A 24201-nucleotide genomic window follows, 5' to 3' on the forward strand; every position below is an offset into this window, starting at 1 on the left:
CGCCGCTGCCGTGCACACGCCAGCGGCTTTTACCCGTTGCCGTTGTTTCGTTGTTCCTCCCCTCCCCCACCTCGCCCCCGCCCCTACCGATGCCCGGTGAATTCAGTCTCCACGGAGTGTTCGTCCCGACCCTGCTCGGGCTGATGTTGTTGGCCTACCTGGTCAACAGCGGCCTGCACGCGCTGCTGCAGCGTGCCGGCGCCTATCGCCACGTATGGCACCCGGCGCTGTTCAACCTGGCCCTGTACGGGATCGTGCTTGGCCTGCTGTTCCACCTCCTGCGTTGGATGCAATCGTGAACAAGATCGTGAAGAAGACCCTGCCGGTGCTGCTCACCAGCGCAGCCGTGATCATCGCCCTGCTGGTGCTGCGCCAGCTGTGGGTCTATTACATGGATGAGCCGTGGACCCGCGATGCCCATGTCGGCGCCGACGTGGTGCAGGTGGCGCCGGACGTGTCCGGGCTGGTGGAAACGGTGCAGGTGGCCGACAACCAGGCGGTGAAGAAGGGTGACCTGCTGTTCGTGGTCGACCGCGCCCGCTACCGCATCGCGCTGGAGCAGGCCCGCGCCAACCTGGCCGAGCGCCAGGCATCGGTGGCGCAGCTGCGCCGCGAGATCGGCCGTGACCGCAGCCTGCAGGACCTGGTCGCCGCCGAGGACGCCGAAGTGCGCCGCGCCAAGCTGCAGGCCGCACAGGCTGCGCTGGCCACCGCACAGGCGGCGGTCGACCTGGCCGAGCTCAACCTGGGCCGCACCGAAGTGCGCGCACCGGCCGATGGCCGGGTCAACGACCGCACCCTGCGCGTGGGCGACTACGTGGTAGCTGGCAAGCCGGTGCTGGCGCTGCTGGATACCGGCTCGTTCCGCATCGATGGCTACTTCGAGGAAACCCGCCTGCGCGGCGTGGCCCCGGGGCAGCGCGTGGACATCCGCCTGATGGGCGAGTCGGCCCCGCTGCGTGGCCATGTGGAGAGCATCGCCGCCGGCATCGAAGACCGCTACCGCAGCAACGGCAGCACCCTGCTGCCGAACGTGACCCCGGCCTTCGACTGGGTGCGGCTGGCACAACGCATTCCGGTGCGCATCGCCATCGACGAAGTACCCAAGGGCGTGGAACTGATCGCCGGCCGTACCGCCACGGTGACCGTGGACACCGGCCGCCATCCGCACAACGACAAGGCCGGCACTGCGCCGACACAGGCGGGCCTGTGAACGCCGCCCTGCCCCGTCTCGGCCTGATCGTTGCGCTGGCCAGCCTGGCGGCCTGCAAGACCGTCGGCCCGGATTACGCCCTGCCGGAAGGCTCGGCCTTCAAGCGCCCGCAGGCCAATGCGGCCTTCATCGATACGCAGAACCCGCAGGTGGCCGCCAACCAGGCGCTGCCCGACCGCTGGTGGTCGCTGTACAACGACCCGGTGCTGGACGGCCTGATCACGCAGGCGCTGCGTGACAACGTCGAGCTGAAGGCCGCCGATGCACACCTGCGCCGTGCCGCGGCGGTGTACGAGCAGGCGCTGGACGCCGGTGGCTTCGAGTACGAGGCCGAGGCCGGGGTCAGCCGCGCGCAGCTGTCGGCCGAATCGTTCCTGCAGGAGCACGAGCTGCCGGTGATCAACCTGGCCGATGGCAAGTTCGCGGTCAGCTACCAGTTCGACCTGTTCGGCAAGCTCAAGCGCGGCGCCGAGGCAGCGCGTGCCGACGAGCAGTCCGTTGCTGCCGCGCGCGACCTGGCCCAGGTCAGCGTGGTCGCGCAGGTGGCCGACAGCTATCTGGAAATCTGCCACGCCAACCACGAGCTGCACGTGGCCGAACATTCGCTGCAGCTGCAGCAACGCAGCCGTACGGTCACCGAGCGCCTGATCGCGGCTGGCCGTGGCACGCCGCCGGAACTGGCCCGCGCCAATGCCCAGGTCGCGCTGCTGGAAGCCGCGCTGCCGCCGCTGCGCGCGCAGCGTTCCGCGGCCGCCTATTCGCTGGCCGCCCTGCTCGGGCAGACCCCGGGCCAGCTGCCGGCCGGCGTGATCGACTGTGCACACGCCCCCGGCCTGGCGCAGCCGCTGCCGGTCGGTGATGGCCGTGCACTGCTGCAGCGCCGCCCGGACGTGCGCCAGGCCGAACGCAAGCTGGCTTCGGCCACCGCGCGGATTGGCGTCGCCACCGCCGAGCTGTATCCGGACATCCGCCTGGGGGCCTCGCTCGGTGCCGCCGGCCTGCTGGAGGATTTCGGCACGCCGATGACCCAGCAGTGGTCGATCGGCCCGCTGATCTCGTGGACGCTGCCGTCGTCCGGCACGCACGCACGCATCCACGCTGCCGAAGCGGGCGCCGATGCGGCCCTGGCCGAGTTCGACCACACCGTGCTGCAAGCGCTGCGCGAGACCCAGACCGCGCTGGACCGCTACGCGCAGGACCTGCGCCGACTGCAGTCGCTGCGCACTGCGCAGGAACAGGCCGCATTGGCCGCCGAGCAGAACCGCCGGCTGTACCAGGGCGGCCGCACGCCGTACCTGTCCAGCCTGGATGCCGACCGCAGCCTGGCCACCAGCGATGCCACCCTGGCGGCCGCCGAAGCGCAGGTCTCGCGCGACCAGATCCATCTGTTCCTGGTGCTGGGCGGTGGCTGGCAGGCAAGCGCCACCGCGCCCAACGCCTCGACCGCAGCGAAGTAAACCATGAACGCGCTGACCGACCGCCAGGCCTGGCTGTTCTCGATCAAGACCTACCTGGCCGCAGTGGCCGCGCTGTACATCGCCATGGCCGGCAACCTGTCGCGCCCGTACTGGGCGATGGGCACGGTGTACATCGTCAGCCAGCCGCTGCTGGGCCCGACCCGGGCCAAGGGCGTGTACCGCATCGTCGGCACCCTGGTGGCCGGCCTGGCCACCCTGCTGGTGCTGCCGGCGCTGGTGGAGACGCCGCTGGTGCTGAGCGCGGCCATGTCGATCTGGCTGGCCGGCTGCCTGTTCATGGCCCTGCTCAACCGCGGCCCGCGCGGCTACGCGTTCCTGCTGGCCGGCTACACCACCGCCTTCATCGGTTTCCCTGCGGTGACTTCGCCGGAGACCATCTTCGACACGGTGGTGGCACGCAGCGAGGAGATCATCCTCGGCACGGTCGTGGCGGTGCTGGCCGCTTCGCTGCTGTTCCCGGCCTCGGTACGCCCGATGCTGCGCGCGCGCATCGGCAACTGGATGGAGGACGCCGCGCAGTGGTGCCGGCAGATCCTTGAACGTGGACGCGCGCACGCGCCGCGCAACCGGCTGGCCGCCGACCTGGTGCAGTTCGAGGCACTGATCGAATTCCTGCGCCGCGATGATCCGCGCCATGCCGGGTCTGCGGTGTCGATGGAGCGCCTGCGTGAGCGCATGCTGCTGCTGTTGCCAGTGCTGTCCTCGATTGCCGATCGCCTGAGTGCGCTGCGCAGCGACGGCCAAGCCCTGCCCGAAGGGCTGCCGGCGCTGGTCGATGACATCCACGATTGGCTGGATGGCCCGACCAACGCCAGTGAATACGCCCGCCTGCGCGCGCGCATCAGCGCGCTGAAGCCGCAGGTGGACCGCGACCTGCAGCATCTGCAGCTGGCCAGCCTGCTGCTGCGCCTGGAGGAACTGGTGGACCTGTGGCAGGACTGCCGCACCCTGCAGCACGCCATCGACCACGGCACCGCGCCGCTGGACCGCGCGCATTACCGCATCCGTACCGAACGCGTGGCCGCCGACAAGCACGTCGACTACGGCATGGCGCTGTTCTCCGCGCTCAGTGCCGGCGTGGCACTGATGAGCTACTGCGTGCTGTGGATCGCGCTGGGTTGGGAGGGCGGTGGCAACGGCGCGATGATGGCGGCGGTGACGGCGGCGTTCTTCGCCGCGCAGGACGACCCGGCACCGAGCATGGTGTCGTTCCTGGTGTGGGCCATGGTCGCCTCGGTGGTGGCCGGCGTGTACCTGTTCGGCGTGTTCCCGGCCGTGCACGACTTCGGCCTGCTGGCGCTGGTGTTGGCGGTGGCGTTCCTGCCGCTGGGGCTGATGCTGCACCACCCCAAGAGCGCGCTGTTCGCACTGCCGCTGACGGTGAACCTGGCCGCGCTGCTGAGCCTGCAGAACACCTACAGCGCCAACATCCAGACCTTCCTCAACTCGTCGATCGCGATGTTCATCGGCATTGGCTTTGCGGTGGTGATGACCCGCCTGTTCCGTTCGGTGGGTGCCGAGTGGACCGCGCGCCGGCTGGTGCGGCAGGGCTGGACTACGCTGGCCGAGGCCGCCGAAGGGCGCGGCCAGCAGGACCGCCAGCGCTTCGCCGCACGCATGCTCGACCTGCTGGGCCTGCTCGCGCCGCGCCTGGCGGCAACCCCGGAGGGCAGCGACATCGCCTCGGTGGATATGCTCAACGAAGCGCGCATCGGCCTGAACATCCTGCAGCTGCGCCGCGCGCGGCTGGAACTGCCCGAGCGCAGCCGCGAAGCGGTCGAGCACATTCTTGAGGAGATCGCCGCGCACTACCGGCGGCAGATTGCCGCACGCAAGCCGATGGTGGCGGCCGACGCATTGCGCGAGCGGCTGGATACCTCGCTGGGACGGGTCGGCAGCGTAGCCGCCTGCAAGGCACGCGACGAGGCGCTGATGGGCCTGATCGGCCTGCGCTTCGCGCTGTTTCCGGAGGCGAAGGCGCTGGCGCCGGGCCTGGCCATGAGTGCAGCCGAACAGCCGTAGCGCGATACCCTGTGCGTCCACAGACCCCGTTGCCGGGGTCGGATCCTTCGCCGCGAGCGAAGGCTCTGACCCCTGCTCTGCCCAGGAAGCTCCAATGAGTTACGACATGATGGTGTTCGAGGCCAGCGCCGCGCCACGCGAGGCGGCAGCGTTCATCGCCTGGTTCGAAAAGCAGACGCAGTGGAACGAGCGCCACGAATACGACGACCCGGCAGTCAGCAGCGCGGCGCTGCAGGCGTGGTTCGCGGAGATGGCGCAGGACTTCCCGCCGTTGAACGGCCCATTGAGCAACGACGATGACGACCGCGCCGAGGTGACCGAGTACAGCATCGGCCAGCAGGTGATCTACGGTGCGTTTGCCTATTCGGTGGCCGAGCGTGCGCATGGCCGCGTGCAGGACCTGGCCGAAAAGCACGGCGTGGGCTTCTTCGATGTGAGTGCCGACGAAGCGGCGATCGTGTTCCCGGATGGGCTGGTGTTGATCGCGGAATAGGTGTGGCGGCAGGGCTGCGCCCTGCACCTGCCGAAACAACGTCAACAGCAACGTCAAATGCGTGCTATCCGTGGGTTGGCGGGGTGGGTCCACGCCATGCGTGGATGAACGTCGGAATGATCGAAGTACGCTTTTGTAGAGTCGAGCCATGCTCGACTGCTTTTGCCTGGCGATCAGGTGAAGGGGTCAGAGCCCGTTCCCGGTGGGACCGGGATCCGACCCCGATTCAGAACAACTGGCCCTGCACCGTGGGCTGTTCGAGGCGCGCCGGTGCTTCGGCCACCGCTTCCGCACCCAGCCGCCAGGCCAGGCCACCCAACCGGCTGGCGTGGCGTTTCAATGCGGCCTGCAGCACCTCTGCGCTGCCCGCCACATGCAGCACCTGGCGGGCGCGGGTCAGGCCGGTGTAGACCAGTTCGCGCGACAGCACGCGGCTGTCCTGGCGTGGCAGCTGCAACCACACTTCATCGAACTCCGAGCCCTGTGCCTTGTGCACGGTCATCGCAAAGGCGCTTTCGTGCGCGGGCAGTGCCGCCGGGTGGAAGGCGCGCGGCTGCTCGACGGTGTCGCCGGGGAACCAGGCCACCATCGCGCCACTGCCATCGCGCAGGCAGATGCCGATATCGCCGTTGAACAGGCGGTGCCGGTAGCTGTTCTCGGTCACCAGCAGCAGGCGGCCCTGGAAGTAGCCCGGGGTGTTGCCGGCCAGCAGCTGTTCGATGCGGCTGTTGAGCCCGCGCGCACCCTGCGGGCCTTCGCGCAGCGCGGTCAGCACGCGCAGGCGCCCGGCCTGCTGCAGGGCAAGCGCTGGATCGGCCGCGTCGGCCAGTGCACGCCAGTGGCCCAGCAGGTGCTCGCGCTGGCCGCGCAATGGATCGGCCTCGCCTTCATGGAAATGCACGCCTGCCAGTTCACCGCCGCGCAGCAGCTGCAAAGCGGCGACGGCGTCACCCTCGCGCACGGCATCTGCCAACGGGGCCAGCACCAGTGCATCGCTCTGCCGGTACCCTCGTTGCAGCTGCACGCGGCGGCCGGCGAAGGTGTTCGGTTCGGCCTGGGGCTGCAGCGTGGACGGCGCCAGCAATCCACGCAGCGCCTGCGCGTCATCGGCGCGGGTGCCGATGCCATCACCGCTGGCACGCAGGATCGCACTGAGTACGTCGCCGGCCTCCACCGACGGCAGCTGGTCGGGATCGCCGAGCAGGATCAGCCGCGTGCCGCTGGCGATCGCATCGACCAGCTTGGCCATCATCGGCAGATCGATCATCGAGGCTTCGTCGACCACCACCACGTCCACCGGCAGCGGATTGTCGGCGTGGTGGCGGAAGCGCGGCGAATCCGGGATCACGCCGAGCAGGCGATGCAGGGTGGTGCCGGAACTGGGCAGTGCCGCGCACAGCGCCGGGTCCACGCCGTGCTCCTGCAGGCGCTGCACGGCCAGCCGCAGGCTCTCGGCCATGCGTTCGGCGGCGCGCCCGGTGGGCGCGGCCAGCGCCACCTCGGGCAGCGGCTGGCCAGCGTGCCGGGCCTGTGCGGCCAGCAGCAGCAACAGCCGCGCGATGGTGGTGGTCTTGCCGGTGCCGGGACCGCCGGTGACCAGCGCCAGCGGATGGCGCAGGGTCACGCCGGCGGCGCGTGCCTGGTGATCCTCGCTGCCCAGTGCCTGCGGGAACAGCTGCGCGAACAACGGTGCCAGCGCGGCCATGTCCGGTGCCGGCAGCGGATGCCGGCCGATGCGCTGCAGCCCGGCCGCCAACTGCCGCTCGTACTCGCGATAGCGGCGCAGGTAGAGCAGGCCGTTCTCCAGCACCAGCGGCGCATCCTCGGCGATGGCATCGGCCTGCTCCGGCGTCGCTACCCAGGGCGATGCGCGCAGCTGCGCCAGCCAGTCCTGCGCGGCAGGCCACTCGGGCACGCCGTCCAGCAACCGCTGCGGCTGTGCCGGATCAAACCCGGCGTGGCCTTGCGACACCGCCAGCGAGGCGAGCGCGGCCGCCAGCGCCACACTGTCCGGCGTGTCGCCGCGCAACCGCTGCAGGCTGGTCGCCAACGCGTGATCGAGGGTGCGCAGCAGGCCCTTCTGGTGCAGTTCCTTCAGCAGGCTCATGCGCTGGCCCCACGGGCACGTGCGGCCAGTTCGGCCTGGGCCTGCTCGCCACCTGCGAACAGCGCGTCGAGTGCATCCACCAGCGCGAACGGGAAGCGGTCCACATGCACGCCGTTGCCGGCTGCATCCAGGCCGCGGCAGAACAGGTAGCGGATGCCCCCCATGTCGCGCTCGTAATCGTAGGCCGCGCCCAGACGGAAGCGCAGCCAGCGATGCAAGGCCACGGTATAGATCAGCGCCTGCAGGTCGTACTCGCTGTGGCGCATGGCAATGGCCAGCAGGTCCGGACTGTAGCCGGGCAGCCGGTTGGATTTGTAGTCGAGCACGTACCAGCACCCGTCGCGCACGTAGGTCAGGTCGATCATGCCGGTCATCAGCCCTTCCAGGCGGCGGCGCTGGCCGAAGCCGCGACGCGCACTGGAAACCCCATGTGCATGCAGCAGCTGCAACAGCGCCGGTACCGTGGTCGGTTCGATGGCGAAATGGAAGTCGATTTCCGCGCGCCGCTCGCCTTCGCCCAGGCTGTGCAGCGCACCGCCCTCGGGCAGTGGCACGGTGAGCGTGTGGCCGACCAACGGCACCAGCACCGCCACGCCATCGTCCAGGTCGACGTCGGCATAGCCTTCATCGTGCAGCGCCTTGCGCAGCACCTCGGCCTGGCCCTCGGGCGCTTCCAGGCCCGGCTGCCAGCCCCCCCACGCAGCGAAGTCGACGTTCTCCATCGCCTCGTGCAGCACGTTGCCGAAGCGGCTGCCCATGAAGCGCGGGTCGACCGGCGGGCTGTCTTCGACGGCGGCGGGTTCCGGCAGCGCGGGCTCCAGCGGCAGTTCCGGGCCCGCGGGTTCGTCGGCGGCGGGCGCCGGCAGCTCGGTGGCGGCGGCTTCAATATCACTGCCAGCGCCCGCGTCGGCATGCGCCAGCTGGGTGAAGCTGTATACCCACCAGTCGTGCGGCACGCGCCGGGTCAGTGCACGCACTGCCGGAAGATCCCCTTCCACTTCGGCCGCCAGCTGCGGCAGCGCGGCCACTGTCTCACTGTCATCGATGTGCACGTCGGCGTGCGCGCGCAGCGCCTGCAGGTCGCCCAGCAGCGGCGCCAGGCGCGTCTTGCCAAGCCCGGCCAGATCACCCACGGCGATCCACAGCGCATGCTCGGCGCGGGTCAGTCCCACATACAGCAGGCGCGCATCCTCGGCCCGCTGCTCACGCTCGCGCTGTGTGCTGGCCGCTTCCCAGGCCTCGTCCCTGTCCAGCTTCCAGTGCAGCTGGCGCTGGCCATCGACGTGCACGGTGCAGTGCGAGGCGGTGTTCGGTGCGCCGCCGTCGATGCCGACGAAGGGCAGGAACACCAGCGGATACTCCAGGCCCTTGCTCTTGTGCAGGGTGATGATCTGCACGCGGCGCGCATCCGATTCCAGGCGCAGCAACTGCTGCTCGTCATCCTGGTCGGCGCTGGCCATCTGCCCCTGCAGCCAGTCCAGCAGGCCATGCATGCCCAGCGCCTGCGCCGAGGCTTCCTGCAGCAGTTCGCCCAGTTGCAGGTAGTTGGTCAGACGGCGCTCGCCGTCGATCAGCGCCAGCAGGCGTTCGCCGTGCGCGGCACAGACATCGGCGATCACCGCGAACGGACCACCGCGCTGCCAGCGCTCGCGCCAGTGCAGCAGCTGCGCCTGGAACCCGCGCTGCAGGTCGCCCTCGCGCTCCATCGCCGCGATCGCACTGGCCCGCTGGCCCAGCAACACCGTGGCCAGCGCTGCACGCAGGCGGCCTTCGTCTGCCGGTTGCAGCAGCGCCAGCAGCAGCGCGCGCAGATCACGAGCCTCACTGGTGGCGAACAGGCTCTGCTTGCCCGCCGCCACTGCGGGTATGCCAACCGCAGCCAGCGCGCGCTGCACCAGCGTGGCCTCGCGATGCGAGCGCACCAGCACCGCGATATCACCAGGCTGCACCGGGCGCCCACGCAACACCGCTTTGCCCGCACGCGCCTCGACCAGGGCCTGGTGGATCGCAGCCACGCAGGCCTGGGTCGCTGCCTCACGCGAGGCATCGGCACTCATCGCCTTGTCACCCCCGCTGCGCAGCACGCGCAGGGTGAGTGCCTTGGCGGCGTGGCCGTCGTGCAGATAGTCCTCATCGGTGCGCACGCCACCGGGACGCACCGGCTCGAACTGGATGTCACGCTCGAGGAAGGCGTCCTCACCCCCGTTGTCGTACAGCGCCTGCAACGCGCGCAGCACTGACGGTCGCGAGCGGAAGTTCTGGTCCAGCACCGGCGCCTGCTGCGCCACCTGCTTGGCTTTCAGGTAGGTGTGGATGTCGCCGCCGCGGAACCCGTAGATCGCCTGCTTGGGATCGCCGATCAGGAACAGCGCCGGTGCCAGGCCGAGTTCGCGCACCTCCGGCGAATTGCCGAACACGGTGTGGAAGATGTTCCACTGGCGATCATCGGTGTCCTGGAACTCATCGACCAGCGCGATGCGGTACTGCGCGCGCAGCTGCCTTACCAGCGGCAGCCGCTGCGGGCCTTCCAGGGCCAGTGCCACGCCATCGATCAGATCGTCATAGGTCTGCACCCGGCGCGTGCGCTTCAGCGCCTGCAGGCGCTGCATGGCTTCGGCGCGAAGCGCGTGCAGGAAATTCAACGCGGTACCACGCAGCCAGGCATCGCGTTCGGCCAGCAGCGCGACATAGCGCGCCAATGGCACCTGCACTGGCGACGACGGCGTGCGGTCGGGGAACTTCTTGTTGGTCTTGTCGGCCAGCACCTCCGGCAGCAGTGCCGGCAGGCGCTCGCTGGCCAGCAGCTCGCGCGGGTCGCCGCGCTCGGCCCAGGCCAGCAGCTGCCGGCCCAGCGAGTGCAGCCAACCCAGCTTGTAGGACACCCCGTTGATCCACTTGTTGTCGACGGCATCGCAGAGGTCGATGAAGAACTGCTCGCCATGCCCGCGCAGCGCCTGCTGCAGTTCGGTGGCGGCGGCCTGCAAAGCCGGCTGTGGATCGGCCAGCGCCACCGGCCGCGGCAACGGGTGCAGAGGCGGCGCAGCCAGCAACGCGCGCAGATCGGTGGCCAGCGCGTCCGGGTTGGACCACAGCCAGGTCAGCGGCTCCAGCGTGGCCGCGTCGTTGGCATGCACCCGCCACAGATCGGCCGCCAGTTCCTCCAACAGCTCACGGTCGCTGGCCAGTAGTTCCGGCGGATCGAAGGTATGGCCGCTCTCCAGCGCATGCTCGCGCAGCACGCGGGTGCAGAAGCCGTGGATGGTGAAGATCGACGCCAGGTCGATCTCATCGGCGGCCACCTGCAGGCGGCGCTTCAGTGCGGCGGCGCTCTCGGTGCCCCCCTGCAGATGGCGCTGCAGCACCTGGCGGGTCAGCCTTGTGTCCGGTGCTTCGCCCTCGGCCGGTTCCAGATCGACCAGGCGCGCGGCCAGCGACAGGCGCTCGCGGATGCGCTTGCGCAGTTCCTGGGTGGCGGCATCGGTGAAGGTCACCGCCAGGATCTGGCCGATGCGCAGGCCCTGCTCCACCACCAGGCGGGTGAACAGCGTGGCCAGGGTGAAGGTCTTGCCGGTACCGGCGCTGGCCTCGATCAGGCGGATACCATCCAGCGGCAGGGCCAGATAGGGATCGCCCGCCATGCGCTGGGAGTCCTCATCGACGATGGCGGTGCTCATGTGCTGCCCTCCTGGCGTGCATCGGCGCCAAGGGTGCGGCCTTCGCGCACCGCGCTGAAGACCATCTGGCTGTTGCGCAGCAGATCGGCATAGCCGGCGTCGGTGGCAAATGGATCGGCACCGCGCAGCAGCAGCTGCCAGGCGTCGCTGCTGGATTCACCCCAACTGCGGTCGCTGCCGTGCCACTGCTTCCAGCCTTCGCTGCGCTGCTTTTCGGCCGGCGCGTTGTACAGCACCCAGCCGGTGTAGGGGGCAAAGCGCAGCGGTTCACGCAGTCCGCGTTGGCGCAACTGCAGCAATGCGCGCAATGCCGCGCGTGCAGCAGGAGCGCTCAGTGCCGGCAGTACATGCGGGCCGGGACCGGCGTCGCCGCCATCATGGAACTGCACCAGCGGCAGGGCATCGCCGGCAGCGTTGGCCAGCAGCCAATCCAGGCCCTGGCGGATCACCGCAGTGCCATTGAGGGTGCCAGCGCGCAGGCGCACCAGCCCGTCGGGGTGTCGATCGGCCACACGGCCATGCAGGCGCACGCCATCGATCTCCACTTCATAGCGGCGGCTTTCCAGCGGCTCGCCCCGCATCCAGCCCAGCAATGCACTGGCATACGGGCGGGTCTTCAACTGCTCCACCTCGAACTGGCGCTCACCCAGGGGGCCCGACGGCAGCAGGCCACGCGCGCGCAGCCGCGGATACAACGGCTCGGTATCGCCACTGAGCGTGGCGCGTACCACCGCCGCCTGCACGCTGCGCTTTTCCGGCCCGCGCGAGGACAGCACCAGCGGTTCCAGGTCATCGACCTCCTCGACATCGTCGGCCAGGCGCAGGCCCAGCGACTGCGCCAGGAACTGCCCGGCCGGATCGCACAGGAAGCGGCGCAGGGTATCGAGTGCAACGTCGTCTTCCACCGCATCGTCGAGCGGCGGCAACGCGGCATCGAACCACGGCTGCAGGCCTCCGCGCGCGCCGGTGAGGCGACCGGCGGCCGGATGCCATTGGCGGCGATAGCTGAAGCGGCGTGGATCACCGTCACCGAACGCCGCCGGAGAGAACGGCTGCAGTGCGTGGCGCACGGTGAAGTCGCGGACCGCCGCAGGCGGATCGAGGTGATACGCGGCGGCGGCATCGATCAGTTCACTGACCAGCACCGATGGCTCACGCGCGCTGCCATCGCGCGGATCGGCACCGAGGTAGCTCAGGTAGAACACCTCCTGCGCGGCGGCGAACAGCTGCAGGAACAGGAAGCGGTCGTCTTCGCGGGTGGAGCGGTCGCCGGGCCGGCGGCGCGGCGTGTCCAGCTCGGCAGTGAGCTGGTTGAGACCGGCAGCCGGGTCACGGCGCGGGAAATCGCCATCATTGAGACCGAGCACGCAGATCACCCGGAACGGCAGCAGGCGCATCGGCACCATGCGGCCAAAGCTGATGCCACCGGTCAGCAGCGGCGCGCGCGTATCGGCCTCGCCCAGTGCTCCGGCGAAGTGCGCGCGCACGACCTCCGGCGGCACCCCGTCCGTGAAGCCGGCCTTGGCGGCATCATCGGCGAACTGGTTGAGCAGCTTGCGCAGGCGCTCCAGGGCACGCTGGCTGTTGGGCGAACTGGGCGCAGTCGGCAGCAGCGCGTCCAGCAGCGACAGCAGGCGTTGCCGCCACTGCGCCGGCGTCAGCAGTTCGCCGAGGCGGCGCTGGTAGACCGCCAACACGCGCAACAGGCGCAGCAGCCGGTCCAGGGCGTCCAATGCGCCGCCCTCCAGCTCGATCCACGGGGCAACACCGGCCAGGTCGGCCTCGCTGCCGGTGGCATGACCGAGCACCAGGCGATCCAGCGCGAACTGCCAGGTGTAGGCGTCGTCGGCCGGGGCCTGGTGCTGGTTGCGGTGCTTCGCATCCAGGCCCCAGCGTGCGCCAGCCTGCTGCAGCCAGCCATGCAGGCGATCAAAGTCCACCGCCTCCAGCCCGGCCGCTTCGGCCAGCGGCGCGCTGGCCAGCAGGTCCAGCACTTCGTTCAGGCCGAAACGCGAGACCGGCAGGCCCAGCAGGTGCACGAACACGTCGGCCAGTGGCTCGCCGGCGAGCGGACTGCTGTCGGCCAGCGCATAGGGAATGTGCTCGTCCTCGCCCCCACGGCCGCCGAACACTGCTTCCAGATACGGCACATAGGGGTCGATGTCCGGTGCAAGCACGGCGATCTCCCGCGCCTGCAGCGGCGGGTCGAAGCGCGGGTCCTGCAGCAGGCTGCGCAGCTGGTCGTGCAGCACCTGCAGTTCGCGCAGGCGGGTATGGCAGGCATGCACCTGCAGGCTGGGATCGTCGCTGCGCAGCCCGTCGCGCAGCTCGCCCGAGGGCAGCGCACGGCGGTGGAACAGATCGCGCTGCAGGCGATGCAGCAGGCTGTCGGACAGTCCACCTTCGGCCAGCGTCGGCCGGGTGTCGTCCTCCGGATCCGAATACGCGGCAATCTCGCCGGCCGGGTGCACCACCTCGTAACTGCCCAGCACCGCCATGAAATCGCGCCCGGCCGCGCCCCAGGCTTCCAGCAGGCGGTTCTCACCGGCCGCTTCACCGAAGGGATCGGGCGCGCCGCTGCGCAGGCGCTCGGCCAGCGTCTGCAGGTCACCCCAGTACGACTGCACCGGCGTGGGCATATAGAAGTGCAGCTCGCCCACCCGCGCCTGGGTGGCCATCACCCGCAGCACATCGGGCGAGATGTTGAGCGTCGCGAACGCGGACATGCGTGGTGGCAGGCCCTGCGGCAACGGCTGGCCGGCGCCCTCGAAGCGGTCCAGGTAAGCCTGGATGCGGCGCGCGCGGTAGTCGTGGCCAGCGGCGATGCTGCGCCAGAGGATGGCCTGCGGGTCGGCCGGGTCGGCGCCGGCCTCCCAGCGCAGCAGCCAGTCGCGGCGCCAGGCCTGGTACTTCTCGAACACCGACGCCAGTTCACCGGCCAACGCCCACGGCTTCAATGCATCGCTACCGGCAAGATAGGACTGCAGCGCGCGCATCGGTGGCTGCGCCAGCAACGCCGGGTCGCGCAGTGCCTGGTACACCTTCCAGTGCAGGCCGGCCGCGTCCAGGTCGTCGCGTTCGCCGGGCACATTGGCGTTGAGTGCACGGGCAACGAACTCGCCCGGGGTCAGGAACTCAAGATTGGCGGCCACGCCATATTCGGCAGCGAGTGTTGCTTGCAGCCAACGCCGCATCGCCACCTGCGGAATCAGCACCACCTCCGGCGCCAGCAGCGGCTGACCCGCAACCGGCGCACGCACGTTGCGCGCCAGCAGCGCGGCCAGCACGTCCAGGGAGTTGGAATGGTAGAGGCGGAAATCGCTGCCCGGGTCACTCATCATGCACAGTGTGCAGCACGGCAGGCAGTATTCAATGGCCGGCCCATCGCCGGTACGGATTGTTCCGGGCTGCCGGCCGATTATCCCGGCCTGGCAGGGATCTTGCCGTGCCACAATACTGGACCGTCCAGTCTGCTTATGTTCAGCCGACGGGCCCGATCCTTCGATGTCTAAAAAACGTTAATGGTGCCCATGTCGGCTTCCACCTCCAGTCTGGTGCAGTTATCCAACGTCCGCATCGACCGGAGCGGGCGCACGATCCTGCGCGACGTGTCGCTGCAGGTGCCCAAAGGCAGCATCACGGCCGTGCTGGGTCCGTCCGGCAGCGGCAAGTCGACCCTGCTGGCGGCACTGACCGGCGAACTGCGCCCGGTGGCTGGCGAGGTCACCCTGTTCGGCAAGCCGATTCCGCAGGACAGCGGCGCGCTGCTGGAAATGCGCAAGAGTGTGGGGGTACTGCTGCAGGGCAACGGCCTGCTGACCGACCTCACTGTGGCCGAAAACGTCGCGCTGCCGCTGCGCACGCATACCCGCCTGCCGACCGCCGTGCTGCGCCGCCTTGTGGAAATGAAGCTGCATGCGGTGGGCCTGCTGGCCGCTGCCGATGCCTGGCCGCGCGAGCTGTCCGGTGGCATGGCGCGCCGCGTCGCGCTGGCCCGCGCGCTGGCGCTGGACCCGCCGCTGATGATCTACGACGAGCCACTGACCGGGCTGGACCCGATCGCCTCTGGCGTGATCATGAGCCTGATCCAGCGCCTCAACCACAGCCTGGGCCTGACCAGCATCATCGTCAGCCACCACGTGCACGAGACCCTGCCGATCTGCGACCAGGTGATCGCCATCGCCAATGGCGGCATCGTGTTCCAGGGCACGCCCGAGGCGCTGCAGTCCAGCCAGGACCCGTTGCTGCGGCAGTTCCTGCACGGCCAGCCTGATGGCCCCATCCCGTTCGATGCCGCACCGCGCGCGAGGGTCGCCTGATGCCGTTCGTCCAAGCCACCCGCTCGCTCGGCCGCGCCGGCCTGTTCTCGCTGACCGTGCTGCGTGGTTCGCTGCCGACCCGTGATTTCCTGGCCGAACTGACCCGCGAGATCTACAAGATCGGCGCGCGCTCGCTGCCGATCATCGCCGTCGGTGGCGCCTTCGTCGGCCTGGTGCTGACGCTGCAGGGCTACCGCACGCTGACCACCTTCGGTGCGGCCGACGCGCTGTCGACCCTGCTCGGCCTGTCGCTGTACCGCGAACTGGCACCGGTGCTGACCGCGCTGCTGTTCATCGGCCGCGCCGGCAGCTCGATCGCCGCCGAACTGGGCCTGATGCGCGCCACCGACCAGATCAAGGCACTGGAGCTGATGGCGATCGACCCGGTGGCCAAGGCCGTGGCGCCGCGCTTCTGGGCGGCGGTGCTGACCGTGCCCCTGCTGACCGGCATCTTCTGTTCGCTGGCGATCAGTGCCAGCTACTTCGAAGCGGTACACGTGCTGGGCCTGGACAATGGCGTGTTCTGGTCGGCGCTGCGCAACAGCGTCGATTTCTGGGATGACTTCGGCGTGGCGATGCTGAAGTCGGCGATCTTCGGCGGCACCGCCGCGCTGGTCGCCGCCTACGTTGGTTTCCACGCCGAGCCGACCATCGAGGGCACCTCGGTGGCGACCACCCGTGCGGTGGTCAACGCCTCGCTGCTGGTACTGATGTTCAACTTCGTGCTGTCGGCAATGTTGTTCACCTAACCCCTCCACAGGCGGTGCGCAGGCGCGCGCGGCCACCACGACTCGATCAGGTAATCCACATGGCCATCCGCGGTCCCAGACTCGAATTCTCCGTCGGCGCCTTCCTGCTGCTGGCCCTGGCCTCGCTGATGGTGCTGGCCGTGGCCTCGACCAACCAGCGCTGGAGCTGGGGCAGCCAGGGCTACGAGCTGAAGGCGCGCTTCTCCCAGGTCGGCCAGCTGCGCAAGCAGGCGCCGGTGAAGATCGGCGGCGTCACCGTCGGCCAGGTCGCCTCGATCGACCTGGATCCGGTGAAGTTCGAATCCATCGTGACCCTGCGCATGGACAGCAAGGTCAAGGACCTGCCGGCGGACACCTCGGCCGGCATCTTCACCAGTGGTTTGCTCGGCGAGAGCTATATCGGTCTGCAGCCGGGCGGCGACCCGGACGTGCTCAAGGCCGGTGACGAGATCGTCTTCACCCAGCCGGCGGTGGACCTGATCCAGCTGGTCGGCAAATACATGTTCAGTGGCGGCGCCGGTGGTGGCGCAGGCCAAAAGCCCAACGATGGCGCGCAGGCGCCTGCAACGGAACCGCAACCATGAAGATGAAACTGATCCCGGCCCTGCTCGCCTCGGCGCTGCTGGCGGCTACTCCATTCCTCGCCCAGGCCCAGGCCACCGCTCCCGCCCCCGCCGCTGCCGCGGCGCAGGGCCAGGCCGGCAAGGTGGTGATCGATGCCAGCACGCGCATCCTCACCACCCTGCAGCAGCGCCGCAGCGAGTTCAGCAGCAACCCGACCAGCCTGCGCAGCTACATCGACAGCGAACTGAACCGCACCTTCGATCGCGACTATGCCGCGCGCCTGGTGCTGGGCCCGCACGCCCGCGGCGCCTCGGATGCCGACATCAAGCTGTTCGCCGATGCCATGGCCGACAGCCTGATGCAGCGCTACGGTTCGACCCTGCTCAACATCCAGGGCAAGCCGAGCTTCCGCCTGAAGGGTGAAAGCCCGCTGCCGGGCAACCGTGGCGTGCGCGTGAGCACCGAACTGGTGCGCGCCGGCAACGAACCGACCCCGGTCGAATACTGGATGCGCAACGTGAACGGCCAGTGGAAGATCTTCGACGTCAACATCGAAGGCATCTCCTACGTGCAGACCTTCCGCAACCAGTTCGATACCCCGCTGCGCCAGAAGGGCATCAAGCAGGTGGCCAGCGAGCTGCACAGCGGCAGCATGCAGGCCGGGCCCGCCGGCAATGGCAAGTAACGCACTTGCGCTGCTGGAAGGCGACACCCTGCGCCTGCGCGGGGTGCTTGACCGTGCCGCAGTGATCGCACTGTGGCCGCAGCTGCAGGCCCTGCCGGCCAAGCTGGCGCGGCTGGAGCTGGGTGAGGTCGAGCGCGTGGACAGCGCCGGCCTGGCGCTGCTGGCCGAGCTGGCGGCCCGTGCACGCAAGGCGGGCCATGCGCTGGCCATTTCCGGCGCGCCCGCCGGCTTCAACGAGCTGAGCGCAGCCTACCGGCTGTCGCCCGACCTGGATTTCAACGCTACTTCTGCTGCGAGCTGACATGAACGTCGTACGCACTTTCCCCCTGATCCTCCTGGCCACCGCCCTGACCGCCTGTGCCGGCAAGCCCGCGCGCAGCGATGCACCGGTCGCCAGCACCGTGGTTGCGCCCGGCCCCGCTGCTCCGGCCGCAACGGCCGACACCGGCGGGGTCGACGCTGCTCCGGTCGCCTCCGTGGCCAACCCTGCCGAGCCCACCGCTTCAGCGCCGACGGCTGCGCCGCAGGGCGCAGAGGCCAGGCCACCGAAGGCCGCAGCGTCCACCGCCGCCGCCGGCGACGATGATTTCGACGCCCTCTATGGTGGTACCGGCAACACCGGCAACGCGGCGGCCTACGATCCGTGGGAACCGTTCAACCGCAAGGTGCACACCTTCAACAATGCGGTCGACCGCGGCGTGGCGCGCCCGCTGGCCACCGCCTATACCCATGTGGTGCCGCGCTTCGCGCGCACCGGCGTCAGCAACTTCTTCAGCAACCTGCGTGCGCCGGTGACCATCACCAACCAGTTGCTGCAGGGCCGTGGTGCCGATGCGTGGGACAGCCTCGGCCGCTTCCTGATGAACAGCACGCTGGGCATCGGTGGCCTGTTCGATCCAGCCAGCAAGGCGATGGTGCCGCGTCGCAATGAAGACTTCGGCCAGACCCTGGGTGCCTGGGGCTGGCGTCGTTCGCGCTACGTGGAACTGCCGTTCTTCGGCCCGCGTACCGTACGCGACGTGTTCGGCCTGGCCGGTGACATCCCGTTGTCGCCGATCCGGCGCGTCGAGGAAGACAAGATCCGCATCGGCCTGCAGGGCCTGCAGCTGGTCGACACCCGCGCACAGCTGCTGGCGATCGACGATCTGCGCGACACCGCAGTGGACGAATACGCCCTGGTCCGCGATGCCTGGATGCAGCGCCGCAACTACCAGATCGAGAACGATCTGCGCAGCAAGCGCGACCGCGGCCATGACGATGCCAATTCGCCGATCCCGGTCGATGCGATGCCGATGCCGCAGTGGACCCACTGAGGCCGCGCGACGGTGCATGAAAAACCCCGCCTCGGCGGGGTTTTTCTTTTCCGGTGGGTGCCAACCCTGGGTTGGCACGCCGTGCTCAGGCCGCCAGCGCGGCCTCGATGGCCTCGCGCAGGCGCGCGTCATCGGCGGCCACGTCCGGGGCAAAGCGTGCGACGACCTTGCCATCACGGCCGACCAGGAACTTCTCGAAGTTCCACAGCACCGCCGGTGCCGGATGGATCGGGATCTCCTTGCTGGCCAGGCGCTCACGCAGCGGGCCTTCGCCGATCGACTGCGGCTGCGCGGCGGTCAGCTGCTGGTACAGCGGGTGGGTATCCTCGCCAGCCACGCTGATCTTGGAGAACATCGGGAAACTGACATCGTAGGTGAGCTGGCAGAACTGCTGGATCTCGGCCTCGCTGCCCGGCTCCTGGCCAAGGAAGTTGTTGGCGGGGAAGCCCAGCACTTCCAGGCCCTGCGCGTGCTTTTCCGCATACAGCGCCTGCAGGCCTTCGTACTGCGGGGTCAGGCCGCACTTGGAGGCGACGTTGACCAGCAGCAGCACCTTGCCCTGGTAGTCGGCAAGCGAGGACGGCTGGCCGTCGATGGTGGTGAGGGGAATGTCCTGGATCGGGGTGCTCACGCGGGGGCTCCGGCTACGGCGGGGAATGGTCCACCAGCATAGCGCCGCGCGCGCTGTTGTAGAGCCGAGCCCATGCTCGGCTGATGGCATGGCAGCCGAGCGTGGGCTCGGCTCTACAGGCAGGATTCAGTCCACGCAGATCGTGCCATGCGCCTTGCCATCATCGATGCGCTGGCGGCACCCGAAGTTCTGGCGCACATCACGCTGGCAGGTACCGGTGGCGGCACTGCCGGCGGCCACCTCGGCTCCGGCCAGGCACTGGCCCGTGCAGTCGCTCTTGCGGCTGCAGGCCTTGCCGGCGTCGGCATAGGGAATCACGCACTGCTCGCGCTGCAGGCGGCCGAGCCGCTGCAGCGTGCCGCCAGCGGCCTGGCAGTCGACGTCACGTGCTTCGCGGTAGGCCTCGCTGGCTTCCGGCGCAGGAGCGGCCGTAGTCGTGTCGACGACCGGGGGCGTGCTGCTGCACGCAGCCAGCAATGCAGCCAGGACAAGAACGGCACAGGAGCGCAAGCGCATGTCGATACCCGCCACGGACTCAGGGTGCCCAGCATAGCCAGGCGCAGGTGCACGGGACGTGTCAACCCGCATTGCCGTCCTCGTCGTCCTCCGGCGCGCCCAGCTGCTGCATCGGGTCCGGGGTCAGCTCCGGGGGCAGCGCGCGCTTGGCCTTGCTGCCCAGTTCGGCAAGCCGACGGGCGCGGCTGATGGCCGACTGCGGCGAATCGATCAGGCGATTGCGCGCATCGGCGTAGGCCTTGCCGGCATCGTCCAGCTTCTTGCCCATGGCGGTGAAGTCCTGCAGGAACCCGGTCAGGGCGTCCAGCACCAGACCGCCGGCCTCGCTGATCTTCAGCGCCTGCTTCTGCACCTTGTCGCGCGTCCACAGGCGCTCGGCCACGCGCAGCAGTGCCATCAGGGTGTTGGGCGAGGCGAACACCACGCGGTTGTCGAAGGCGAACGCCTGCAGGCTGCCATCGGCGCCCAGTGCGGCTGACAAGGCACCCTCGATGGGAACGAAGGCGATGGTGATGTCCAGCGTCTCGCTGCCCAACGCCTTCGGATAATTCTTCTCGCCCAGGTCCTTAACGTGCTGGCGCAGCGCAACCGCGTGCCTGCGCAACGCGTCTTCCGACTGCTCCGGGGTAGTGGCATTCATGGCTTCCTGCCAGGCGATCAGGTTCACCTTGCTGTCGATCACCACGCTGCGTTCGTCGGGGAACTGCACCACCACGTCCGGTCGCAAGCGCGCACCTTCGTCATCCACGGCATGCTTCTGCCGCTGGTAGTGCACGCCCTCTTCCAGCCCCGATCCGCGCAGTACGTTGTCGAGCATCAGCTCGCCCCAGTCGCCGCGGACCTTGGCATTGCCCTTCAGCGCATTCGTCAGCGCCGATGCCTGCGCCGCCATGTCCTGGTTGAGCGTCTTCAGTTCGCCCACCGCACCCAGCAGGCTGGCGCGTTGCCGCGCTTCCTCGCCATACAGCGTATCGACGCGGGTGCGGAAATCGCCCAGCTTGTCGGCGAACGGCTTGAGCAGCCCCTCGATGTCCGCGCGTGACTGCACTGTCGCCTGCCGCACGTTCTTCTCGAACTGCTGTCCGCGTTCGTCGAACACCTTGCCCGCCAGTTCGGCGAAGGCGCCCGACAGCTTTTCCTTGGCGGTATCAAGATAGCTGCGCAGTTCGGCACTGGCCCGTTCGGAGTGCTGCAGATTGGCCACCGCGCGGGCATGTTCACCGTGCAACTGCTGGTAGCGCTGCTGCGCCTGCTGCAGCTCGCTGCTGGTCTCCGCAACGGCAGCGCGCGCCTGCGCCAGGGCCGCTTCACGTTCGGCCAGCTGTGCTTCGCGACTGGCCGACAGCGCTGCTTCGCGCTCCACCCGGGCGGTCAGCGTAGTGACGGCCTGTGCGTGCTGCTGGCTGCGGCTCCGTTCGTTCTCCAGTTCAGCGCTCAGCGCATCGAGGCGGCCGCGCAGCTGGCCGGCATCGACCAGGGCGAGGCGATGCTGTTCGCGTTCGCTGTCCAGCAGCCGCTGCAGTTCGTCGGAGGGTGCACCGCCAGCACTGCGACGCCACAGCAGCACCAGCGCGACCAGGGTCGCCAGCAGCAGGACCACTGCCAGGATCATGAGGACTTCGATATTCATGCGATCAGTTTAGCCCCGCTGCGCTAGGCTGGGTCGGTCTGCCCCGGAAGCCCCCAATGCTCGCTCTGTACGGAAAGCCCACCTCCATCAACGTGCGCAAGGTGCTGTGGCTGTGCGTCGGCCTCGACCTGCCACTTCACCACGAGCCAGCGCCGCCGGCGGACCTGCTGGCCACACTGAACCCGAACCGGCAGGTGCCGGTGCTGCGCGATGGCGGCTTCGTGCTGTGGGAATCCAACAGCATCTGCCGCTACCTGGCCGTACGCGCTGGCCGTGATGACCTGCTGCCCCGCGCGGCACAGGATCGTGCGCGGGTCGAACAATGGATGGACTGGCAGGCCAGCGACCTCAACAGTGCCTGGCGGCACGTGTTCATGGCACGCGTGCGCCAGCATCCGGACTACCCGGACGATGCCCGCGCCGAGGCCAGCCTGGCCCAGTGGAACGGCTTGATGGGCGTGCTTGATGCCCAGTTGGCCGCTGGCGGCTACGCCGCTGGCAACACCTTCACCCTCGCCGACATCGTGCTCGGGCTGTCGACCCAGCGCTGGCGCAGCACACCGGGCCACAAGGCGGCGCTGGCACACGTGGGCGCCTGGTTCGAGCGCCTGCGCCAGCAGCCCGGTTTCGCCGAACACGTCGACAACGGCGTGGCCTGAGGCAGGGGTCAGATCCTTTCCCGGGAAAGATATCTGACCCCAAGGGCGCGGGAACGATCCGGCGTTACCAGCCTTCCAGCACGATCTTGCCCTTGGCGCGGTGGCTCTCCAGCAGCGCGTGGGCGCGCCGCAGGTTGGCCGCGTCGATGCGCCCGAAGTGCTCGCCCAGCGTGGTCTGCAGCACGCCCGTGTCGATCAGCTCGGCCACACGGTTCAGCAGGTCGTGCTGGCGCTGCATGTCGGCGGTGCGGTACAGCGGCCGGGTGAACATCGACTCCCAGTGCAGTGACAACGCCTTGGGCTTGAGCGCCATCACGTCCACCTGGCCAGGATCATCGATCAGCCCCAGCTGGCCCTGCGGCGCCAGCAGTTCCACGATCTGCGCGTAGTACTGGTCGGAGTGGGTCAGGCTGGCCACATGCTGCACTTCGCTGATGCCGAGCCGCGCCAGTCCCTCGGCCAGCGGCAGGCGGTGGTCGATCACGTGGTGCGCGCCCATTGCGTATGCCCAGTCCTGGGTATCCGGACGCGAGGCGGTGCCGATCACGGTCAGCCTGGTCAGCTTCCGCGCCAGCTGCACCAGGATCGAACCGACACCACCGGCAGCACCGATCACCAGCAGGGTCTGGCCCTCGCCACCACCCTCGGGGATGCGCAGGCGGTCGAACAGCAGCTCCCAGGCGGTGATTGCAGTCAATGGCAGCGCCGCGGCGGCGGCATCATCGAGGCTGGCCGGCTTGCGCCCGACGCTGCGCTCGTCCACCAGCTGGTACTCGGCATTGCTGCCCGGGCGGTCGATGACGCCGGCGTAGTAGACCGCGTCGCCGGGCTGGAACAGGGTCACCTCGCTGCCCACCGCGTCGACGATGCCGACCGCATCCCAGCCCAGTACGCGCGGGCCATCGGTGGCCACGCCGCGGCGGACCTTGGTGTCGACCGGGTTCACCGCCACCGCGCGTACCGCCACGCGCAGGTCGCGGGGGCCGGGCTGCGGCAGCTCCAGTTCGATGTCGATCAGGGCCCGGGCATCATCGATCGGCAGGCCGGCGTGGGTATAGGCAATGGCGCGCATGGCAGCGGTCCAGTGGGGAAGGAGGCGACAGGTTGCGCCGCGCGCGCTCCCTTGGAAAGGCGCAGAATCGGGCAGCACTTTCACTCTGGCGATGAAGATGATCCGCTTCGACGATCTGCAGCTGTTCGTCCGCACTGCCGCGCTGGGCAGCTTCTCGCAGGCCGCCCGCGAGGCCGACCTGCTGCCCGGGCAGGTCGCTGCGGCGGTGGCTCGGCTGGAGCGCGAGCTGGACCTGCGCCTGTTCGTGCGCACGACCCGCAGCCTGCGCCTGACCGGCGAGGGCGCGCTCTACCTGCCGTATGCGCAGGAGGTGCTGGCCACCCTGCGCGAAGGCCAGGCCCGCGTGCAGGGCGAGGACACCGAGCTGCACGGCATCCTGCAGCTGTCGGCGCCGTCGGACTTCGGCCGCAACCTGCTGTTGCCCTGGCTGAGCGCGTTCCGCGCCGCGCACCCGCGGCTGCGCCTGCACCTGCGCCTGTCCGACGAGGTCGCCGACGTGTTCCGCGAACCGGTCGACGTGGCCATCCGCATCGGCCACTTCGATGACGCCAGCTACGTAGCCCTGCCCCTGCTGGAAGGCAACCGGCGCGTGCTGGCCGCCTCACCCGGCTACCTGCAGCGGCGTGGCCCGCCCACGCGCCTGGAGGATCTGCGCGAGCACGACTGCCTGGTCTATCAACTCAATGGCCGCGCCTACGATCGCTGGTCGTTCGAGGTGGACGGGCGCCGCAGCGTGGTTCCGGTACGCGGCCCGCTGGTCTGCGACGACGCCGACGTGGTGCGGCGCTGGGCCGTGGCCGGCGAAGGCATCACCTACAAGTCCTGGCTGGACCTGCGCGAGGATGTGCTGGCCGGGCGCCTGCAGGTGCTGCTGGACGGCGTTGGCAGCAGCATCCCGCTGCAGCTGGTGTGCCCGCATCGCAAGCAGTTCTCACCCGCCGTGCGGCAGCTGCACGCGCAGCTGCGCCAGCACCTGCAACCGCTGCTGTCCGGGATGCCGGTTGGCCCCACCGGCCCCCTGTCGCCCGCCGCAGCGCTGGCCGACAATGGCGGCCCCCCGTAACAGAAGAGCACCG

20 protein-coding genes are annotated in these 24201 nt (G+C 69.2%); 13 read left to right on the top strand and 7 right to left on the bottom strand.

All coding sequences use genetic code 11. The annotated features are described in order from the left end of the window. Nucleotides 1–89: 89 nt before the first annotated feature. From AC5P8R_RS15955 to AC5P8R_RS15975, 5 genes are all read left to right on the top strand, one after another. Entirely contained in the window at nt 90–299 is a 210-nt protein-coding gene (locus AC5P8R_RS15955; RefSeq protein WP_010487502.1) for a DUF1656 domain-containing protein, read from the top strand. Further along, nucleotides 296–1213 carry an efflux RND transporter periplasmic adaptor subunit gene (locus AC5P8R_RS15960; protein ID WP_049442557.1) on the top strand — a complete coding sequence of 306 codons (918 nt, stop codon included), beginning with the start codon at nt 296–298 and terminating at the stop codon, nt 1211–1213. Before AC5P8R_RS15955 ends, AC5P8R_RS15960 begins: the two co-directional genes overlap by 4 nt. Beyond that, a complete protein-coding gene (locus AC5P8R_RS15965) occupies nt 1210–2670 on the top strand; it encodes an efflux transporter outer membrane subunit (protein WP_126411544.1) in 1461 nt (486 codons plus the stop codon). Before AC5P8R_RS15960 ends, AC5P8R_RS15965 begins: the two co-directional genes overlap by 4 nt. Nucleotides 2671–2673: 3 nt before the next feature. Then, nucleotides 2674–4713 (top strand): FUSC family protein, encoded by a 2040-nt coding sequence (locus AC5P8R_RS15970; protein ID WP_014648929.1) that lies wholly within the window; start codon nt 2674–2676, stop codon nt 4711–4713. A 94-nt stretch (nt 4714–4807) separates the two neighbouring features. Then, nucleotides 4808–5206: a hypothetical protein gene (locus AC5P8R_RS15975; RefSeq protein ID WP_049405551.1), complete on the top strand. Its 399-nt coding sequence runs from the start codon at nt 4808–4810 to the stop codon at nt 5204–5206. 226 nt (nt 5207–5432) lie between these two features. Here the strand turns inward: AC5P8R_RS15975 and recD are convergent, their stop codons facing one another. Genes recD through recC form a run of 3 tightly spaced genes read right to left on the bottom strand, consistent with a single transcriptional unit; the run spans nt 5433 to nt 14328 of the window. Further along, nucleotides 5433–7313: an exodeoxyribonuclease V subunit alpha gene (recD, locus tag AC5P8R_RS15980; protein WP_495223616.1), complete on the bottom strand. Its 1881-nt coding sequence runs from the start codon at nt 7311–7313 to the stop codon at nt 5433–5435. After that, a complete protein-coding gene (gene recB, locus AC5P8R_RS15985; RefSeq protein WP_495223617.1) occupies nt 7310–10987 on the bottom strand; it encodes an exodeoxyribonuclease V subunit beta in 3678 nt (1225 codons plus the stop codon). The genes recD and recB overlap by 4 nt, the downstream gene beginning before the upstream one ends. Further along, nucleotides 10984–14328, bottom strand: coding sequence for an exodeoxyribonuclease V subunit gamma (recC, locus tag AC5P8R_RS15990; protein ID WP_495223618.1), 3345 nt, complete (start codon nt 14326–14328; stop codon nt 10984–10986). The genes recB and recC overlap by 4 nt, the downstream gene beginning before the upstream one ends. Before the next feature lie 189 nt (nt 14329–14517). Between recC and AC5P8R_RS15995 the strand changes: the two genes are divergently transcribed. From AC5P8R_RS15995 to AC5P8R_RS16020, 6 genes are read left to right on the top strand one after another with little or no spacing between them, the layout of a single operon-like run. Beyond that, the gene (locus AC5P8R_RS15995) at nt 14518–15306 is read left to right on the top strand and encodes an ABC transporter ATP-binding protein (protein WP_014648934.1); all 789 of its coding nucleotides are present in this window, start codon (nt 14518–14520) and stop codon (nt 15304–15306) included. Beyond that, the gene (locus AC5P8R_RS16000) at nt 15306–16055 is read left to right on the top strand and encodes an MlaE family lipid ABC transporter permease subunit (RefSeq protein ID WP_005414955.1); all 750 of its coding nucleotides are present in this window, start codon (nt 15306–15308) and stop codon (nt 16053–16055) included. The genes AC5P8R_RS15995 and AC5P8R_RS16000 overlap by 1 nt, the downstream gene beginning before the upstream one ends. Before the next feature lie 59 nt (nt 16056–16114). After that, complete coding sequence (mlaD, locus tag AC5P8R_RS16005) at nt 16115–16639, top strand: outer membrane lipid asymmetry maintenance protein MlaD (RefSeq protein ID WP_014039020.1); 525 nt, start codon at nt 16115–16117, stop codon at nt 16637–16639. After that, on the top strand, nt 16636–17304 hold the full coding sequence (locus tag AC5P8R_RS16010; RefSeq protein ID WP_495223619.1) for an MlaC/ttg2D family ABC transporter substrate-binding protein: 669 nt from the start codon (nt 16636–16638) through the stop codon (nt 17302–17304). Before mlaD ends, AC5P8R_RS16010 begins: the two co-directional genes overlap by 4 nt. Next, nucleotides 17294–17605: an STAS domain-containing protein gene (locus AC5P8R_RS16015; protein ID WP_014648936.1), complete on the top strand. Its 312-nt coding sequence runs from the start codon at nt 17294–17296 to the stop codon at nt 17603–17605. The genes AC5P8R_RS16010 and AC5P8R_RS16015 overlap by 11 nt, the downstream gene beginning before the upstream one ends. A gap of 1 nt (nt 17606) precedes the next feature. Further along, the gene (locus tag AC5P8R_RS16020; protein ID WP_046433375.1) at nt 17607–18617 is read left to right on the top strand and encodes an MlaA family lipoprotein; all 1011 of its coding nucleotides are present in this window, start codon (nt 17607–17609) and stop codon (nt 18615–18617) included. A gap of 85 nt (nt 18618–18702) precedes the next feature. On the opposite strand, the gene AC5P8R_RS16025 is transcribed toward AC5P8R_RS16020, so the two are convergent. The 3 genes from AC5P8R_RS16025 to AC5P8R_RS16035 all read right to left on the bottom strand — a co-directional run bounded on the left by AC5P8R_RS16025 (nt 18703) and on the right by AC5P8R_RS16035 (nt 21394). Further along, nucleotides 18703–19248, bottom strand: a complete 546-nt coding sequence (locus tag AC5P8R_RS16025; RefSeq protein WP_014648938.1) for a glutathione peroxidase — start codon at nt 19246–19248, stop codon at nt 18703–18705. Nucleotides 19249–19374: 126 nt separating this feature from the next. Then, entirely contained in the window at nt 19375–19764 is a 390-nt protein-coding gene (locus AC5P8R_RS16030) for a hypothetical protein (protein ID WP_329890419.1), read from the bottom strand. A 61-nt stretch (nt 19765–19825) separates the two neighbouring features. After that, nucleotides 19826–21394 carry a DNA recombination protein RmuC gene (locus AC5P8R_RS16035; RefSeq protein ID WP_014648940.1) on the bottom strand — a complete coding sequence of 523 codons (1569 nt, stop codon included), beginning with the start codon at nt 21392–21394 and terminating at the stop codon, nt 19826–19828. Between the two features lie 56 nt (nt 21395–21450). On the opposite strand from AC5P8R_RS16035, the gene AC5P8R_RS16040 reads away from it, so the two are divergent. Next, entirely contained in the window at nt 21451–22053 is a 603-nt protein-coding gene (locus tag AC5P8R_RS16040; RefSeq protein WP_495223620.1) for a glutathione S-transferase family protein, read from the top strand. Between the two features lie 64 nt (nt 22054–22117). Here AC5P8R_RS16040 and AC5P8R_RS16045 read toward each other — a convergent pair whose 3' ends face one another. Beyond that, nucleotides 22118–23125, bottom strand: a complete 1008-nt coding sequence (locus AC5P8R_RS16045) for a zinc-binding alcohol dehydrogenase family protein (protein WP_495223621.1) — start codon at nt 23123–23125, stop codon at nt 22118–22120. Nucleotides 23126–23216: 91 nt separating this feature from the next. Between AC5P8R_RS16045 and AC5P8R_RS16050 the strand changes: the two genes are divergently transcribed. Next, a complete protein-coding gene (locus AC5P8R_RS16050) occupies nt 23217–24188 on the top strand; it encodes a LysR family transcriptional regulator (protein ID WP_495223622.1) in 972 nt (323 codons plus the stop codon). The last annotated feature ends 13 nt before the right edge of the window (nt 24189–24201 follow it).

Source organism: Stenotrophomonas sp. YJH_SMC_73 (assembly GCF_059370155.1).

Excerpts from the sequence above, each read along its gene's own strand:
- recD (WP_495223616.1), bottom strand. The coding sequence starts at position 7,313 with ATGAGCCTGCTGAAGGAACTGCACCAGAAGGGCCTGCTGCGCACCCTC.
- AC5P8R_RS16040 (WP_495223620.1), top strand. The coding sequence starts at position 21,451 with ATGCTCGCTCTGTACGGAAAGCCCACCTCCATCAACGTGCGCAAGGTG.
- AC5P8R_RS15975 (WP_049405551.1), top strand. The coding sequence starts at position 4,808 with ATGAGTTACGACATGATGGTGTTCGAGGCCAGCGCCGCGCCACGCGAG.
- AC5P8R_RS16020 (WP_046433375.1), top strand. The coding sequence starts at position 17,607 with ATGAACGTCGTACGCACTTTCCCCCTGATCCTCCTGGCCACCGCCCTG.
- recB (WP_495223617.1), bottom strand. The coding sequence starts at position 10,987 with ATGAGCACCGCCATCGTCGATGAGGACTCCCAGCGCATGGCGGGCGAT.
- AC5P8R_RS15970 (WP_014648929.1), top strand. The coding sequence starts at position 2,674 with ATGAACGCGCTGACCGACCGCCAGGCCTGGCTGTTCTCGATCAAGACC.
- AC5P8R_RS16045 (WP_495223621.1), bottom strand. The coding sequence starts at position 23,125 with ATGCGCGCCATTGCCTATACCCACGCCGGCCTGCCGATCGATGATGCC.
- AC5P8R_RS16035 (WP_014648940.1), bottom strand. The coding sequence starts at position 21,394 with ATGAATATCGAAGTCCTCATGATCCTGGCAGTGGTCCTGCTGCTGGCG.
- mlaD (WP_014039020.1), top strand. The coding sequence starts at position 16,115 with ATGGCCATCCGCGGTCCCAGACTCGAATTCTCCGTCGGCGCCTTCCTG.
- AC5P8R_RS16030 (WP_329890419.1), bottom strand. The coding sequence starts at position 19,764 with ATGCGCTTGCGCTCCTGTGCCGTTCTTGTCCTGGCTGCATTGCTGGCT.
- AC5P8R_RS16015 (WP_014648936.1), top strand. The coding sequence starts at position 17,294 with ATGGCAAGTAACGCACTTGCGCTGCTGGAAGGCGACACCCTGCGCCTG.
- AC5P8R_RS16050 (WP_495223622.1), top strand. The coding sequence starts at position 23,217 with ATGAAGATGATCCGCTTCGACGATCTGCAGCTGTTCGTCCGCACTGCC.
- AC5P8R_RS15955 (WP_010487502.1), top strand. The coding sequence starts at position 90 with ATGCCCGGTGAATTCAGTCTCCACGGAGTGTTCGTCCCGACCCTGCTC.
- AC5P8R_RS16010 (WP_495223619.1), top strand. The coding sequence starts at position 16,636 with ATGAAGATGAAACTGATCCCGGCCCTGCTCGCCTCGGCGCTGCTGGCG.
- AC5P8R_RS15995 (WP_014648934.1), top strand. The coding sequence starts at position 14,518 with ATGTCGGCTTCCACCTCCAGTCTGGTGCAGTTATCCAACGTCCGCATC.
- AC5P8R_RS16000 (WP_005414955.1), top strand. The coding sequence starts at position 15,306 with ATGCCGTTCGTCCAAGCCACCCGCTCGCTCGGCCGCGCCGGCCTGTTC.
- recC (WP_495223618.1), bottom strand. The coding sequence starts at position 14,328 with ATGATGAGTGACCCGGGCAGCGATTTCCGCCTCTACCATTCCAACTCC.